General features: G+C 71.2%; 16 protein-coding genes. 3 read left to right on the top strand and 13 right to left on the bottom strand.

Going from position 1 to position 15,097, the window contains the following annotated elements; all coding sequences use genetic code 11:
• Position 1 precedes the first annotated feature (1 nt).
• The 6 genes from KV102_RS05970 to KV102_RS05945 all read right to left on the bottom strand — a co-directional run bounded on the left by KV102_RS05970 (position 2) and on the right by KV102_RS05945 (position 5,962).
• Positions 2-859 carry a hypothetical protein gene (locus KV102_RS05970; RefSeq protein WP_220345589.1) on the bottom strand — a complete coding sequence of 286 codons (858 nt, stop codon included), beginning with the start codon at positions 857-859 and terminating at the stop codon, positions 2-4.
• A gap of 24 nt (positions 860-883) precedes the next feature.
• Positions 884-1,027 (bottom strand): GPGG-motif small membrane protein, encoded by a 144-nt coding sequence (locus KV102_RS05965; protein ID WP_220342620.1) that lies wholly within the window; start codon positions 1,025-1,027, stop codon positions 884-886.
• A gap of 139 nt (positions 1,028-1,166) precedes the next feature.
• Positions 1,167-1,931 carry a L,D-transpeptidase family protein gene (locus KV102_RS05960; protein ID WP_220345588.1) on the bottom strand — a complete coding sequence of 255 codons (765 nt, stop codon included), beginning with the start codon at positions 1,929-1,931 and terminating at the stop codon, positions 1,167-1,169.
• The gene (locus KV102_RS05955) at positions 1,931-2,968 is read right to left on the bottom strand and encodes a class I mannose-6-phosphate isomerase (RefSeq protein ID WP_220345587.1); all 1,038 of its coding nucleotides are present in this window, start codon (positions 2,966-2,968) and stop codon (positions 1,931-1,933) included. The genes KV102_RS05960 and KV102_RS05955 overlap by 1 nt, the downstream gene beginning before the upstream one ends.
• On the bottom strand, positions 2,965-3,888 hold the full coding sequence (locus KV102_RS05950; RefSeq protein ID WP_220345586.1) for an aldo/keto reductase family oxidoreductase: 924 nt from the start codon (positions 3,886-3,888) through the stop codon (positions 2,965-2,967). The genes KV102_RS05955 and KV102_RS05950 overlap by 4 nt, the downstream gene beginning before the upstream one ends.
• 40 nt (positions 3,889-3,928) lie before the next feature.
• Complete coding sequence (locus KV102_RS05945; protein ID WP_220345585.1) at positions 3,929-5,962, bottom strand: NADPH-dependent 2,4-dienoyl-CoA reductase; 2,034 nt, start codon at positions 5,960-5,962, stop codon at positions 3,929-3,931.
• 26 nt (positions 5,963-5,988) lie between these two features.
• Here KV102_RS05945 and KV102_RS05940 point away from each other — a divergent pair, with 26 nt between their 5' ends.
• A complete protein-coding gene (locus KV102_RS05940; RefSeq protein WP_220342615.1) occupies positions 5,989-6,240 on the top strand; it encodes an SCO4848 family membrane protein in 252 nt (83 codons plus the stop codon).
• Here the strand turns inward: KV102_RS05940 and KV102_RS05935 are convergent.
• Together KV102_RS05935 and KV102_RS05930 are read right to left on the bottom strand one after the other, a co-directional pair.
• Positions 6,197-6,763 (bottom strand): PadR family transcriptional regulator, encoded by a 567-nt coding sequence (locus KV102_RS05935; protein WP_220345584.1) that lies wholly within the window; start codon positions 6,761-6,763, stop codon positions 6,197-6,199. The two genes, KV102_RS05940 and KV102_RS05935, sit on opposite strands and share 44 nt — an antisense overlap.
• Before the next feature lie 1,257 nt (positions 6,764-8,020).
• On the bottom strand, positions 8,021-9,127 hold the full coding sequence (locus KV102_RS05930) for an FAD-dependent oxidoreductase (RefSeq protein ID WP_308290236.1): 1,107 nt from the start codon (positions 9,125-9,127) through the stop codon (positions 8,021-8,023).
• 66 nt (positions 9,128-9,193) lie between these two features.
• Between KV102_RS05930 and KV102_RS05925 the strand changes: the two genes are divergently transcribed.
• The gene (locus KV102_RS05925; RefSeq protein WP_220345583.1) at positions 9,194-9,589 is read left to right on the top strand and encodes a VOC family protein; all 396 of its coding nucleotides are present in this window, start codon (positions 9,194-9,196) and stop codon (positions 9,587-9,589) included.
• Between the two features lie 16 nt (positions 9,590-9,605).
• On the opposite strand, the gene KV102_RS05920 is transcribed toward KV102_RS05925, so the two are convergent.
• Together KV102_RS05920 and KV102_RS05915 are read right to left on the bottom strand one after the other, a co-directional pair.
• Positions 9,606-10,190 carry a YdeI family protein gene (locus KV102_RS05920; RefSeq protein WP_220345582.1) on the bottom strand — a complete coding sequence of 195 codons (585 nt, stop codon included), beginning with the start codon at positions 10,188-10,190 and terminating at the stop codon, positions 9,606-9,608.
• Between the two features lie 15 nt (positions 10,191-10,205).
• Positions 10,206-10,772 (bottom strand): dienelactone hydrolase family protein, encoded by a 567-nt coding sequence (locus KV102_RS05915; protein WP_220345581.1) that lies wholly within the window; start codon positions 10,770-10,772, stop codon positions 10,206-10,208.
• A gap of 61 nt (positions 10,773-10,833) precedes the next feature.
• Here KV102_RS05915 and KV102_RS05910 point away from each other — a divergent pair, with 61 nt between their 5' ends.
• On the top strand, positions 10,834-11,211 hold the full coding sequence (locus KV102_RS05910; RefSeq protein ID WP_220345580.1) for a nuclear transport factor 2 family protein: 378 nt from the start codon (positions 10,834-10,836) through the stop codon (positions 11,209-11,211).
• Positions 11,212-11,223: 12 nt separating this feature from the next.
• Here KV102_RS05910 and KV102_RS05905 read toward each other — a convergent pair whose 3' ends face one another.
• The 3 genes from KV102_RS05905 to kdpC are packed head-to-tail and all read right to left on the bottom strand — an operon-like array spanning position 11,224 to position 15,093.
• A complete protein-coding gene (locus KV102_RS05905) occupies positions 11,224-11,901 on the bottom strand; it encodes a response regulator (RefSeq protein ID WP_220342609.1) in 678 nt (225 codons plus the stop codon).
• On the bottom strand, positions 11,898-14,438 hold the full coding sequence (locus tag KV102_RS05900) for an ATP-binding protein (RefSeq protein WP_255560566.1): 2,541 nt from the start codon (positions 14,436-14,438) through the stop codon (positions 11,898-11,900). The genes KV102_RS05905 and KV102_RS05900 overlap by 4 nt, the downstream gene beginning before the upstream one ends.
• 13 nt (positions 14,439-14,451) lie before the next feature.
• Positions 14,452-15,093 (bottom strand): potassium-transporting ATPase subunit KdpC, encoded by a 642-nt coding sequence (gene kdpC / locus KV102_RS05895; protein WP_220342607.1) that lies wholly within the window; start codon positions 15,091-15,093, stop codon positions 14,452-14,454.
• Positions 15,094-15,097 lie beyond the last annotated feature (4 nt).

Genomic DNA, 15,097 nt, shown 5'->3' with positions numbered 1-15,097 from the left:
CCTAGAAGCCGCCGAAGTCGAACCCGCCGCCGTCTCCGCCGCCGCCCCAGTCGAAGCCGCCACCACCACCGTCGAAGCCGCCGCCGTCACCACCAGCATCGCCGCCGGCGTCACCACCAGCGTCGCCGCCAGCATCCCCGCCGCCGTCACCGCCGCCCTCACTGCCGTCGCCGTACTCGGCGGCGGAGAGGCCGGCGTCGCTGGCGAACATGCCGCCGAGCATCGTGCCCATGAACAGCGCCGGCATGAAGGCGAACGCAGAGAAGTATCCGGCGGCGTACGGCGCGTAGGCCGGACCGGCCTGCCAGTAGGGAAGGCGCTGCGCGCCGACCATCACCTTGCGGGTGTCGGGCTCGGCGCCCGCCCTGACCCGCTCGGCGTCCAGCGCGCAGGCGGGGACGTCGCGGACGATGCCGTCGGTGGGTGCGTACTGGACGTCCTCGACCGACAGGCCGTGCCGCGGGTCGAAGAAGCAGGGGGAGCGCTTCGCGGGGAGGGGGTCGCCCACCACCCGCGCCTGGACGCACGCGATGGCGTAGCGCCCGTCTTCCAAGATCTCGGTGACGTGCCGGACATCCTCGGGCTTCTCGAGGGCATCGACGGCCGTCTTTGCCGACTCGTACGCATCGAGGGCCCGCTGGTAGTCGGCGTTGGCACCCTCGTCGAGGGGTGTCCCGACCAGATCGGCATCGAGCTTCTGGAGCTCTTCGCCGAGGGCCGTGACGTCCTCGAACGCGGTCTTACGAACCGCTGAAACCTGGTCAGCGAGCTCGGCGCGCTCTCGCGCAACCGTCTTGCGACGCTCGCTGACCAGGTACAGGGCGATCGCGGCGACGACGACGAGGATTACGAGCTCCATGTCGTCAGCCTACGCGTTCGGAGGTTAAGCGAAGAGGCTCACGCCACCCGGGCCAACGAGCAGGCCCACGATGATGAGGACGACGCCCCACAGGACCTGGCGACGAACCAGTGCAACGATGCCGGCCACGACGAGGATGACGGCAAGGATCCAGAGAAGGAAAGACATGTCTCTCACTCCGTTCTCCCGGGCCGGGGGGCCCCGGGGCTAGGGGGGTGCGACATCGTCGCCGCACGATTGAGAACGCTAGCCCCTCCGTGGGGGCTTGACAGATCGCGGAGGGACTTTTCCTCGGAATCGGGAACTTTTAGCGCCCGATCGTTATCAGAGGTACACGATCTGCCCGTAGCCATTTTAGAACAAAGCGGATGAACGAGGCTGGAGCGGACACGCATCCGGCGGTCGCGCCCGTGCCGTTCGCGTGGAGGAAGATGCCCGACCCGCGATAGCGAACCGCGTTCGGTGGACGGTTGAAGTCGACGACGATCGACCAGACGTAGGCGCGGCGGTAGTCGCGCAGACGCTCCGAGGCGTTGCGGTTCGAGGCGGGGAGCCACCACCTGAAGCCGCCCGCGCTCTTGTTGCGCAGCGTGTTGTAGGCGCGGGAGCGGTTGTCCTGCACCCAGTAGTCCCCCTTGCGGACCTTCCTGTACGGCAGAGCCGTGCCGCTCGGGCGGGCGCGGAGTCCGAACGCCTCGGTCATCGTGAACGTCCCGAGCGGCGTCGTGCCCGTGGACTGCTTGCGCTTGGTCGCGGCGACCAGCCCGCCGTACCCGATGCGTCCGTTGGTGGTGCGCCGCTTGACGATCCACCGGCCGTCGCGGAGCACCCAGAACGTGACCCGCGCATGGTACGACCGGGTGCGGTTGACCGTCACCACCTGGCGGGTGCCGGCGCGCAGCCGTACGGTCACGCCGTCGAGCCGGACGGTGGAGGCGGCGCGAGACGCCGCCGCCGGGCTCGCGGCCGAGGACGTCGAGGTGGTCGTGGAGGTCACGGGCGTCGCCGTGGCAGGGATGCCCACGACGAGGGCAGCGGCGCCGAGCAGCGCGAGGAGGAGTCGTGGCGACATCACCCCACGATGCGCTGGCCGAGGGCTTCGCGCCACCCCTCGCCCGGACGCGCCACGAGCACGCGTGCGTCGCCGACCAACCGCCACGGCCCGAAGGCGCTCGGCACCACGAGAGACTGCCCGCCGCCGACCGGCACCGACCCTGTGGCGCCCTCGAGGACCCCCGTCCCCGAGAGCACGACGAGCGCGGCGAAGCCCTCCCGGACCTCCGGGGCGTCGTCCGGCCCGGGGGCGAGCAGGTGCAGCCGGAAGTAGGGGTCGCCCGCCTCCGGGAGGAGGGGGACGGGCGTCGCGACGCGGTCGTCCAGGTCGTGGTGGACGACGAGCTGCTCGAGCGCCTGACCGCTCAGACCCGCGGTCGAGACGGCCGCCATCGCCTGGTCGAAGCCCAGGCCGAGGTGGGACTCGTCGCGCGTGGAGGTCGTGATCGACCACTCGAGCAGGATCGAGAAGTCGGTCGGCTCCTGCACCTCGGCGACGAAGACCCCCTCGCCGATCGCGTGCGGCGTGCCGGCCGGGACGAGGAAGGCGTCGCCGGGACGGACGGGGATGCGGTTGAGCCGGCTCAGCATCCAGTCGCTGTCCTGCGCGTCTCGGCGCTCGGCGAGCTCGTCGGGGTCCACGTCGGCGCTCCACCCGAGATAGACCGCCGCGTCGCCGGTGGCCTCCAGCACGAGCCATGCCTCGGTCTTGCCGTACGGGCAGTCGAGATGGCGCGCTGCGAAGTCACGATCGGGGTGGACGTGGACGGGGAGCCGCTGGCCGGCGTCGAGCAGCTTGAGCAGGATCCCGGTGTCGCCGCCGATGCTGTCGCCGCCGACCCAGGCGGCGGGGTCTGCCTGGACGAGATCGCGGACCAGCGTCCCGTCGGCCGTACGGGCGAGGCCGACCTCTGACGAGCCGTCGCGCGCCACCGTCGCGCCCACCCACTCCTCCGGGCAGCGTTCGACCGGCGGCAGGCCCCGGAGGGCGGCGATGCGCGCACCGCCCGCGTAGAAATGGTGGACGAGGTTCGGCTGGAGCAGCTGGGGGGTCACGGCACTGGCTTACCACGTGCCGCAGACCACAACGACCACCACTGGTGACGCGTCATCGCCTCTCCGACCGCCTCGGCGTCGGCGCAGGCACGGATGCGGCCGGGGTCGGTCGTGCCGATGACGGCGACGACGTCCGCAGGGTGCTTGAGGAGCCACCCCAGGACGACGGCCTCCGGCGCGGCCCCGAGCTCGTCGGCGTAGCGGCGGACGAGCGCGGCCGTGGCCTCGTCCTCCGGCCCTCGCGGCCTTCCCGTGAAGCGTCCCTGGGCCAGCGGCCCGTACGCCTGGACGGTGATGGCGTGGTCGGTGCAGTACTCGAGCGTCCCCGCCACCGGTGCGTACGCCCGCGCGTCGGGATGGTTGACGAGCACGCCCGCCTCGATGAGGTCGCGGTGGTGCAGACCGAGCTCGACCTGGTCGACCTCGAGCGGCTGATCGACCGCCGAGCGCAGGTGAGCGATGTGCGACGCGGCCATGTTGGAGACGCCGAAGCCGCGGACCGTGCCCTCGGCCCGCAGCACGTCGAACGCGTCGGCGATCTCCTCCGGTCGGGCGAGCGGGTCCGGGCGATGCAGGAGCAGGCGGTCGAGCCGATCGATGCCGAGCCGCGCGAGGCTCCCCTCCACCGAGGCGAGGATGTGCTCGCGGGACAGGTCGTATGCGTTGCCGTTCTCCGCGCCGCCGAGGACGATCCCGCACTTGGTCTGGATCTCGAGCTGGTCCCGCAGGCCCGGGTTGCGGGCGAGGACGGTCCCGAACACCGCCTCCGCGGATCCGCCGCCGTAGATGTCGGCATGGTCGAAGAGACGGATGCCGATGTCGTACGCCGTGCGGACCGCGGCCTCTGCGCGGTCGACCTCCTCGTCGGTCGGTGCGGATCCGGCGGACCCGAGTCCCATGCAGCCGTAGGCGAGTCTCATGCCCTCATCCTGGCCGCTCAGCGCCGCATCGGCTCGCGGCTCAGAGGCGGGCGGCCAGCTCCGTCGCCTGGCGGATGGCGCGCTTGGCGTCCAGCTCGGCGGCCACGTCGGCGCCACCGATCACGTGCACGCTCACGCCGGCCTCGCGCAGCGGCTCGGCGAGGTCGGCGACCGACTCCTGTCCTGCGCACACCACGACGGTGTCGACCGCCAGGACCTGCTCGGCGCCGTCCCGGTCGAGGATGTGGAGCCCCGCGTCGTCGACGAACTCGTACGTGACGCCGCCGAGCATGTGGACGCCGGCGTCCTTGAGCGTGGCGCGGTGGACCCAGCCCGAGGTCTTGGCGAGGCCCTTGCCCAGCGGTGCGTCCTTGCGCTGGAGGAGCCACACCTCTCGCTTCGGCGGCGCCTTGACCTTGGTCGCGAGGCCCCCGCGCTCGAGCTCGGGGTCGGTCACGCCCCAGCGTGCCATCCACTCGTCGAGGTCCTCGTCCGGCTCGTGGAGGAGGAACTCGGCGACGTCGAAGCCGATCCCGCCCGCGCCGATGACGGCTACCCTCTCTCCAGCCTCGACGCGGCCCTCGATCACGTCGGGGTACGACGCCACGCTCGCGTGGTCCAGGCCCTTGATCTCCGGCACCCGAGGGACGACGCCGGTCGCGACGACGACCTCGTCGTACGCCTGAAGGTCGGCGACGGTCGCCCGGGTCGAGAGCCGCACGTCGACGCCGGTGGTCTCGAGGCGCCGTGCGTAGTAGCGCAGCGTCTCGGCGAACTCCTCCTTGCCGGGGATCCGCTGTGCCAGCCGGAACTGGCCGCCCACCTGGTCGTCGGCCTCGTACAGGGTCACCTGGTGCCCGCGGTCGGCGATCTCCGTGGCTGCGGCGAGTCCCGCGGGGCCGGCGCCGACGACGGCGACCCGCTTGCGGCGCGGCTCGGGGACGGGGAGGAGGCGCAGCTCGGTCTCGTAGCCCGCGCGGGGGTTGACCAGGCAGGTCGCGCGCTGGTTCCTGAAGGTGTGGTCGAGGCAGCCCTGGTTGCAGGCGATGCAGGTGTTGATCTCGTCGGCGCGGCCGGCGGCCGCCTTGTTGACGAACGCGGCGTCGGCGAGCAGCGGGCGCGCCATCGACACCATGTCGGCCTGGCCGTCGGCGAGGATCTTCTCGGCGATCTCCGGGGTGTTGATGCGGTTCGAGGCGATCACCGGGATCCCGACCTCGGGACGCAGCTTGCCGGTCACCCAGGCGAACGCGGCGCGTGGCACCGAGGTGACGATCGTGGGGACGCGGGCCTCGTGCCAGCCGATCCCGGTGTTGAGGATCGACGCGCCCGCCTCCTCGAGCTTGCGGGCCAGCTCGACGGTCTCCTCCCAGGTCTGCGCGTCGTCGACGAGGTCGAGCAGCGAGATCCGGTACTGGACGATGAACTGCTCCGCGGTGGCCTCACGGATGCGGCGGACCACCTCGACGGCGAAGCGCATCCGCTTCGCGGCGGTGCCACCCCAGGCGTCGGTGCGGTCGTTGGTGCGGGCCGCGAGGAACTGGTTGATGAGGTATCCCTCGGACCCCATGACCTCGACGCCGTCGTAGCCGGCGCGCTGGGCGAGCAGCGCGGCGCGCACGAAGTCGTGGATCGTCCGCTCGACCTCGCGGGTGCTCATCGCGCTCGGCTTGAACGGGGTGATCGGCGACTTCTTCGCCGAGACGCCCTTGGAGAAAGGGGAGTATCCGTACCGGCCGGCGTGCAGCACCTGCATGAGGATGCGGCTGTCGTGGGCGTGGACCGCCTCCGTGACCTCCCGGTGGCGGTCGGCCAGGCGACGGGACGCCATGGTCGAGCCCATCGGGCTGAGCCAGCCACGCCAGCTCGGGGCGTACCCGCCGGTGACGAGGAGCGCGGTGCCACCCTCGGCCCGCTCGGCGAAGTACGCCGCGAGCTTGGAGATGTCGCTCGCCCGGTCCTCGAGCTTGGTGTGCATCGAGCCCATCATCACGCGGTTGCGCAGCGTGACCCCGCCGACCGTGATCGGGGAGAGGAGGTGCGGGTACGGGGTGGGGGCGGGCTGCTCAGCCATGGGATCCTCTGGTGTTCACTAGACGGGTGATCTCTCGTCGTGCTGCGTGGTTCCTGGTGCTGGCCGGCGTGTTCAACATCGTCATCTGGCCGCGGTTCGGGATGGCGGTGTGGGACGACGAGCGAGCGTGGGAGGGCGCCGTCGGGGACAGCACGCCGACCGGCTTCCTGTGGGTCCACGCGGTGCTGATCGTCGTGGCCGTCTCGATCGCGGTCGGCATCCTGTGGGTGGCGTTCACGGCGCTCCGGTCGAGGCGGAAGGCGCGCTCGGCTGTTTGAGCAGCCGTTCGACCTCCTCGCACCAGTCGAGCCCGGCCTGCTCGAGCAGCAGACCTCCACGGAGCACGGCGTACTGCGCGCGCTGGCCGTCGTCGAGCGCATCGGCGTCGGAGAAGTTGCGAGCCTCGTCGGCGCGGTAGTACGCGAGCCGCTCGCGGTGGGTCTCCGCCCGGCGGCGTACGTCGGCGAGAACGGCGTCGCGGTCGCAGTACGGCAGCCCGCGGAGCTTGACCGCGAAGTCGCTCCGGGAGGCTTCTGACGGGCTCGGTGTGCGTGACCACTCGAGCAGCGCGGCGTGCCCCGCGCCGGTGATGGCGTACACCTTCTTGTCCGGTCGGCCGTCCTGCGGAACCGGGTGCGACTCCACCAGCCCGTCACCCTCCATCCGCCCCAGCACCTTGTAGATCTGCTGGTGGCTGGCCTTCCAGAAGTAGCCGATCGACTTGTCGAACCGGCGCGTCAGGTCGTAGCCGCACGCCGATCGTTCGGCGAGCGAGACGAGGATCGCGTGCTCCAGGGCCATGTGCCGAGTGTATATGCAACTCGTTGCAGTGCAAGCCGTTGCATCGGCTCAGGCGATAGCCGGTCGTCGAGCACCCCGGGACTATCCGTGCGTCGAGCTTTCAGATAACCACCTCACGAGCCTGGTTCGGCGCCATCCGCCAGGAGGGCGCTCGTTAAGCACGCCAGCGGCGGCCATTGCGACTGCTGCGAACGTCAGCGCGGTCCCGATCGTCCCGGTTCCGGGGGCCGAAAAGGCAACCAAACTGCCCGCGGCGCAGGCAACGGAGTAGCCCGCCAATGCTGTGGTCAGACCTCGCCTACTGGAGTGATGGATCGCGAACGTTGCGATTAACGTGGTGACTCCCGCAATAAGAACCGGCGTGGCCGCCAATAAGCCGAACGGTAGCGACACAAGAGGAGCCGCGATAATGAGCACAACGGCGAGGATCTGAGCTCCTGTTCGGCTCAAGTCGTCGTCATTAAGAACTCTGGCTAGAGAGACAAAGAATGTTGAAACTCCCGCACATATCGTCACGCAACCGATCAGGAATCCCTCCTCGGTGGAGAGCGGCTCTAAACCGCCCACGAGGAGAGCGGTTCCCGCCAACGGTAGGAGGAGATCCGACTTGCGGGTCTGTGAGGCGAGGTGCAGAGCCCCTGTTGTGACGAGAAAGAACCCAATGATGAGCAGCCCCACATGCAGAGGTGCCTCGTCTGCGTTGAAACGACCCACCGAGAACAAGAGGAACGAGGTACCGAGTAAGATCGCGGACGTCCCAGTTGCGATTACCCACCGGGGCACTTTAGACCAAAGGGTTTGCCTACAAGCCAGCACGGCGGCGGACCACGTGGATATTGAGATCACGGCCAGCGGAAGCGCGTCTCCAGGCCCCGCCGCTGAAAGCCAGCCGATCGCGGTGAGACAGATCAAAAGGGAGAGAACTGAAAGTATCCGAACCCATCGGACGCCTCCCCAACGGTGCTCACGTAACAATCCGTGACGGGGGAGTGAAAGGCAGGCGACGAATGTCAGGACCAGGCCTGGCCACAGGAGCCACTGCGGCGGAGATAGTCTCGTGACTCCCGTGCCAATCAGAGCTCCGAAGACGGTCACGAGGATGAAGTTTGGGACCGTATCCGCCAGGGCGGCTTCGTCCCTTGACTCGTCCCGCTGGGCCACTCCGACACGCATGAACACATCATGTCGACTCGCGTTGGCTGATGCGTTTGAAACTGTGAGACTCCGACTCCGACTCCGACTCCGACTCCGACGGGCTCAGGCGGCGGCTCGGTCGTCGAGGACCCGCACCGCCGACCGGGCGGCCACCCGCCCCGCGCGGTTGGCCCCGATCGTCGACGCCGAGGGCCCGTAGCCGACCAGCTGCACCCGGTGGTCGCGTGCCGCGGTCGTCGGGGTGTGCGCATCCTCACGGGCGACGAGACGCACTCCGCCGGTGTCCTCGCGCAGGTGCAACGGCGCCAGGTGGCTCAGCACGGCCCGGAAGCCCGTGGCCCACACGATGGCGTCCGCGTGCCGGAAGGTCCCGTCGGCCATCCGCACCCCCTCGGGCTCGATCCGCGTGAACATCGGGTGCCGCTCGTACGCCCCCATCGCCGCGGCGCGTGCCTCTTGAGGGCGCAGCAGCAGACCGGTCACACTCACGACGCTCTGCGGCGGGAGGCCCTGCCGTACGCGCTCCTCGACCAGCGCCACCGCCTCGCGGCCGGCGTCCGGGTCGAAATCGCCGACGCGCCACACGGGCTCGCGACGCGTGACCCAGGTCGTCGACGCGGCGAGCGGGGCGATCTCGCCGAGGACCTGCACGGCGGAGGCGCCGCCGCCCACGACGACCACGTCCAGACCGGCGAGGTCCTCGGGTCCCTCGTAGCCGTGGGTGTGGAGCTGGCGGCCGCGGAACGACGACGCTCCTGGATAGCTCGGCCAGAACGGTCGCTCCCACGTCCCCGTGGCGTTGATGACCGCCGGCGCGCGCCACACGCCGGCGTCCGTGCGGACGAGGAGGTCCCCGCCGCGGTTCCCGGGGTCGGCGTCCTCGACTGCGCTCACCCGCACCGGTCGGACGACGGGGAGGCCGAAGCGCTCCTCGTAGGCGGCGTAGTACGCGGGAACGAAGTCACGGGCGGCCGCGTCGTCCACGGCCTCGGGCACATCGAGTCCCGGAAGGGTCGCGATCCCGTGGACGTCACCCATCGTCAGCGTGCGCCACCGGTGCTGCCACGCGCCCCCGGGAGCGGGGTTCGCATCGAGGACGACGAACGAGGCCCCGAGCCGCTGGAGGTGGTACGCCGCCGAGAGCCCGGCCTGTCCTGCGCCGATCACGACCACGTCGACCAGCGTCACGGTGTCGGGAGAACGGCTCACGTATGGGGACAACCATCGCGTCGGCGCAGGTGTTCCGGGAGGGCGCGCCCGGATAGCGTGGCCGCCATGACGGTCCCGCACTCCGACCCGGAGCACCTCGCCTTCGTCCACCTGCACCACGTCCAGCTGGCGATCCCGGCCGGCGGCGAGGACGCGTGCCGTGCGTTCTGGGGCGGTGTGCTCGGCATGCACGAGCTGGAGAAGCCCGCCGAGCTCGCGCCTCGGGGCGGCTGCTGGTTCCGGTCGGGCGGCGTGGAGGTGCATCTGGGGGTCGAGGAGGACTTCCGACCCGCGCGCAAGGCGCACCCCGGGATCCTCGTCGCGCGGATCGACGACGTGGCTGCGCGGCTCGCGGCGGCCGGCGTGGAGGTGACCTGGGACGACGCGTTCCCAGGGCATCGGCGCTTCTACACCGCAGACCCGTTCGGCAACCGGCTCGAGGTGCTCCAGCCCCTCGGGTGACCGCGCGACGTCCTGGCTACCGGTTGTTGGCGGCGATCCCCTGGGCGGCGAGCCGGACCACCTCGGCGATGCGCGTCTCACGGGTGCTGGGACGCTTCGCATCGACGAGCCAGCGCAGGATCTGCTTGCGGCGACCCGCGGTGAACGCGTCGAACTGACGCCGTGCCTCGGGGTCGGCGTCCAGGGCAGCCGCGAGGTCGTCGGGGACCTCCATCGCCTCGACGGAGTCGAGCACGGTCCACGACCCGTCGGCCTTCGCCCGGTCGATCGCCTCCCGGCCGGCAGGAGTCATGCGTCCGGAGGCCTCGACGCGGGCGACACGCTCCTTCGACAGGCGGCTCCACACCGAGCCGGGGCGACGGCGGGTCATCCACAGCATCGAGTGCTCGTCGTCGAGGCCCTTGGCCTGACCGTCGATCCAACCGAAGGCCAGGGCCTCCTCGATCAACGCCTCGTACGTGAGCTCGGGGCGGTCGGCCTCGCGTCGAGCCCACACCACCCAGACTCCGGGCTCGGGGTCGGCGTGGTGGTCGGCGAGCCAGTCGCGCCACCGGCTGGCCGAGCTGATCGGGAGTCGTGGGGCGTCGCTCATCGATGGCATCAGGTGACCTCCTCCTCAGCCGACGCGGGAGGCGAAGGCGAGCACGCGCTCGCGCAGCAGGCCGGCCGCGTCGGAGTCGTAGTCGACGTTGCCGACCTCGCCGAACAGGTGACGGGTCCCGGGATAGCGGAACACCTCCGCCCCGGAGGCCTCGGCGAACGGCGCGACCTCGGCATCCCAGTCGATCCACGGGTCGTCGACCATGCCGTGGACCTGGGCGGGGAGTCCGGCGGGCCAGGTCGAACCGAGTGCCTCGGGAGGCAGCACGCCGTAGAGGAAGACAGCACCGAGGGCCCCGGGTCGGGTCTGGGCCTCGAGCTGGGCGAAGACCGCCCCGAGCGACATCCCCATCCACAGGACCTCGGCCGGAAGCCCGTCGACCGCCGCTCCTGCGCGGCGCATCAGCTCCTCCCGGCCGACCTCGTCGCGGTAGCCGACAGCCTCCTCGACGCTGGTGAACGTCCGGCCGTCGAAGTAGTCGGGCGTGTGCACGGTGTGGCCGGCCGCACGGAGCTCGTCGGCGAACCCGATGAACCCCTCGGTCTGCCCCTGGGCGTGGTGGAACAGCACGATCTCCGTCATGCTCCAGCACGCTAGACCCGAGCGCCGAGACGTGTCAGTGCCCGCACCTACTCTCGAACACATGTCCACGTCGTCCGATCTCCTCGCCGCCCCACGCACTCCCGACGAGCTGAGCGTGCAGCTCGTCGAGCGCCTCACCGCCCGCGACGTCGAGGGCGTCGTCGCGCTCTACGAGCCGACGGCCGTGCTCGAGATGCCCGACGGCCGCCTCGCGGTCGGGCACGACGACATCCGTGCCTTCTACGCGCGCGCCCTCGCCGGTCACCGGCCGATCCGGGCGGGCATCCCGCGTCGGCCGCTGGTTCGAGGCGACGTGGCCCTCTCCACGACGGTGCTGCCGATGGACGCCGGTGCCGGCGGCGCGACGACGTGCGAGGTCGCGCGGCGTCAGCCCGACGGGACGTGGCGCTGGATCATCGACCGCCCGAGCGTGCGCTGAGCCCGGGAGCGCTCACCCGACGAAGCGGTAGCCCAGCCCTGGCTCGGTGACGAAGTGCCTGGGGTTGGCGGGGTCGTCCTCGAGCTTGCGGCGGATCTGCGCGAGATAGACCCGCAGATAGTGGGTCTCGCGCTCGTACGCCGGTCCCCACACCTCACGCAGGAGCTCGCTCTGGCGGACGAGCCGCCCGGGACGCCGCAACAGGGCGGTGACGATCCTCCACTCCGTCGGGGTCAGGTGCACTTCCACGCCGGACTTCACGGCGGTGCCGTCCTCGGGGTCGATGACGAGTCCGCCGACGGAGACCGCGGGCGACGGCGACGGGGAGGTCCCGCCCCTGCGTACGGCCGCCCGCAGGCGAGCGAGCAGCTCCTCCATCCCGAACGGCTTCGTCACGTAGTCGTCCGCACCGGCGTCGAGCGCCTCGACCTTGTCGTCGGCCTCGTGGCGCGCGGAGAGCACGACGATCGGCACGCTGCTCGTGGCACGGATCCGGCGGATCACCTCGGTGCCGCTCACGTCGGGCAGGCCGAGGTCGAGCAGGATCACGTCAGGGACCCGCTCGGTCACGGCCTGCAGCGCCGACCGTCCGTCGCCGGCGGTCTCGACCTCGTAGTCGCGTGCGCGGAGGTTGATGCGGAGCGTCCGCAGGATCGCGCGGTCGTCGTCGACCGCCAGCACGACGGTCATCCTGGCTCCTCGTCCGGTGGGCCCCCGGAGACCGGTGCCTGCGGCAGCGTGACGACGAAGGTCAGGCCACCGCCCGGCGTCTCCTCGACCTCCAGCGTGCCCGACATCGCCTCGGTGAGCCCACGCGCCACGGCCAGACCGAGACCGACACCGTCACCCTGCGGCACGTCACCCAGGCGCTGGAAGGGGGCGAACATACGGTCGCGCCCTTGGGACGGCACTCCCGGGCCGTGGTCCACCACGCGCACGGACACCCGGCGAGCGCCGTCGGACTCCGTGTACGCCGACGCCTGGACCTGCACCGGACCCGAGGTGTGCTTGAGAGCGTTCTCGCCCAGGTTGGCGAGGACGCGTTCGAGGAGACCCGCATCGGCGCACGCCCCCGGGAGACCCTCCGCCGCCCGGACCTCGATGCGTTCGGCGTCAGGCAGCCCCGCGACCGCCCTGCGGACGACCTCGACGACGTCGACGTCGGTGGGGAGCGCGGTGAGCGCGCCTGCGCGGAGGCGGCTCATGTCGAGGAGGTTGGCGACCAGCGCGTCGAGGCGGTCGGCAGACTCCTCGATCGTCATCACCAGCTCGGCCTCGTCCTCCGCCGACCAGGTGATCTCGTCGTTGCGCAGGCTCGAGGCGGCAGCCTTGATGGCGGCCAGCGGACTCCTCAGGTCGTGCGAGACCGCGGCGAGGAGGGCCGTACGCGTCCGGTCGGCCTCGGCCAGCTCGTGCGCGTGCACGCGCTGGTCCGCCGCTCGCGTACGGTCCCTGACGACTCGGGCGTGCGCGGCGTAGGCGGTGAGGAGCCGCCGGTCCGAGGCCGCGAGCGTCCGTCCCCGGAGCACCAGGGAGGTGTGGTCGTCGATGGGCACCTCGACGTCGGCAGCCGAGACGGTGTCCGGTGCGTCGCCGTACGCGGCGACCGTCTCCCACCCGGGCGACGCCCGCTCCAGGATCGCCGCGCCACGCATGCCGAAGACCTTGCACGCCTGTGCGAGCAGCGTCGGCAGGCTCTCGCCCGCATGGAGGAGGCTGTGGGAGAGGACCGCCAGCGCGTCGGCCTCGGTCGACGCCCGCCGCGCCTGCGCGGCCCGTCCTGCCGCGACGTCGACGACCGACGCGACGGCGACGCCCACCACGACGAAGACGCCGATCACCACGACGTACTGGCCGCGCGCGATCGTCAGCGTGTGCACCGGGGCCACGAAGAACCAGTTCAGAAGGGCCGCGGACAGCAGGGCCGCCACGAGGGCCGGCACCAGACCGCCCACCAGCGCGACCAGCACCACCACGCTCAGCATGACCATCGACTCGAGAGTGAGGTCGTGCAGGTCGGCGGTGAGGTTCAGGAGGAGCGCAGCGAGCACCGGGAGGACCACGCCGAGGCCGTAGCCCAGGACGGTGCGCCGGGTCCCGAGGTCGGGCCGCCGCCGGTCTCGGGTGCCTCTCCGCGCCTCCTGGTGGTTGACGATGTGGACGTCCACGTCTCCCGATCCGGCGATCACCCGCTCGCCGACCCCAGGTCGCAGGGCTGCGGACCACCGTCCGCGCCTGCTGGCGCCGATGAGGATCTGCGACGCGTTCTCCGCCCGCGCGAACGAGAGGATCCCGTCGGCGACGTCGTCGCTGACCACGGTGTGAAAGCTGCCTCCCAGGTCGGTGACCATCGCGTGCTGGCGTGCCAGCTGGTCGGGCGAGGTGCCCGACAAGCCGTCGCGACGGGCGACGTAGACCGCCAGCCACTCGCCGCCCGCGGTCCGACCGGCGATGAGCGCCGCCCGGCGGAAGAGGGTCGCGGACTCCGCGCCACCGGTCACCGCGACCACGATCCGCTCCCGCGCCGGCCAGGTCGCATCGATCTGGTGCTCGTGCCGGTAGCGCTCGAGCCCTTCGTCGACCCGGTCGGCCACCCAGAGCAGCGCGAGCTCGCGGAGCGCCGCGAGGTTGCCCTCCCGGAAGTAGCGGGACAGCGCCGCGTCCACCCGGTCGGCGGAGTAGACGTTGCCGTGGGCCAGCCGGCGCCGCAACCCCTCGGGACTCATGTCGACCAGCTCGACGGTGTCGGCGCTGCGCACCACCTGGTCGGGCACGGTCTCCCGCTGCCGGACCCCGGTGATCGCCTCCACGACGTCGTTCAGCGAGTCCAGGTGCTGGACATTGAGGGTGGTGACGACGTCGATCCCGGCGGCCAGGAGCGCGTCCACGTCCTCCCAGCGCTTGGCGTGCGTAACGCCAGGGACGTTGGTGTGAGCGAGCTCGTCGACCAGGACGACCTCGGGCCGCCGGGCCAGGACGGCGTCGAGGTCCATCTCCTCGTACGTCGACTCCCGGTACGTGACCCGACGTCGGGGGACAACCTCCAGACCGTCGAGCTGTTCGGCGGTGTGGACCCGGCCGTGGGTCTCGACGAACCCGACGACGACGTCGGTCCCGCGGTCGCGGCGGCGGCGTGCCTCGTCGAGCATCCGGTAGGTCTTGCCGACGCCGGGAGCGGCCCCGAGATAGACCCGGAGCCGCCCGCGGTGCGAGGGCGGATGGTCCATGTCCGCCATCCTGTCAGGCCTTCGCGGCGTCGAGGATCGCAAGGTTGAGCAGCAGGACGTTCACTCCCTCCTCGCCGAGGAAGCCGAGCGTGCGCCCGGCGGTGTGCTCGGTGACGAGGTCGCGCACTGTCGACGGGTCCAGGCCGTTGGCCTCGGCGACGCGTGCCACCTGGAGGTCGGCGTACACCGGCGAGATGTGTGGGTCGAGGCCGGAGCCGGAGGCGGTGAGGGCGTCGGCCGGGACGTCGGACGGGGCGACCCCCTCCTCCTCGGCGACGGCGGTCCTCCGCTCCTCGATCGAGGCGAGAAGGTCCGGGTTCGACGGGCCGAGGTTGCTCGCGGCGCTCGCCAGCGCGTCGTACTCGGTGGCCGACGGCCGCGGGTGGAACAGCGCCGGGTCTTCGAAGGTCTGCCCGATGATCGCGGATCCGACGGGTCGGCCGTCGACCTCGACGACCTGCCCGTTCGCGTGGTCGTGCGCGACGACCTGGCCGACGGCCCAGACGGCTGCGGGGTAGCCGATCCCGAGGATCACCGTGAGGACGAGCAGGATGCGGAGCCCCGTCGCGGTCTGACGCAGGAGCCCGGCGCCGAGCGGGGCGTGGACAGGTGCCGCATCGGACTCCCGGTCCGCGGGGGTGGTGGTCGTGGTCATGCGC

Origin of the sequence: Mumia sp. zg.B53 (assembly GCF_019550935.1) — a bacterium.
Lineage (GTDB): Bacteria > Actinomycetota > Actinomycetes > Propionibacteriales > Nocardioidaceae > Mumia.
The sequence above is the reverse complement of the archived record's forward strand: the minus strand, read 5'-3'. Positions and strand labels throughout refer to the sequence as shown.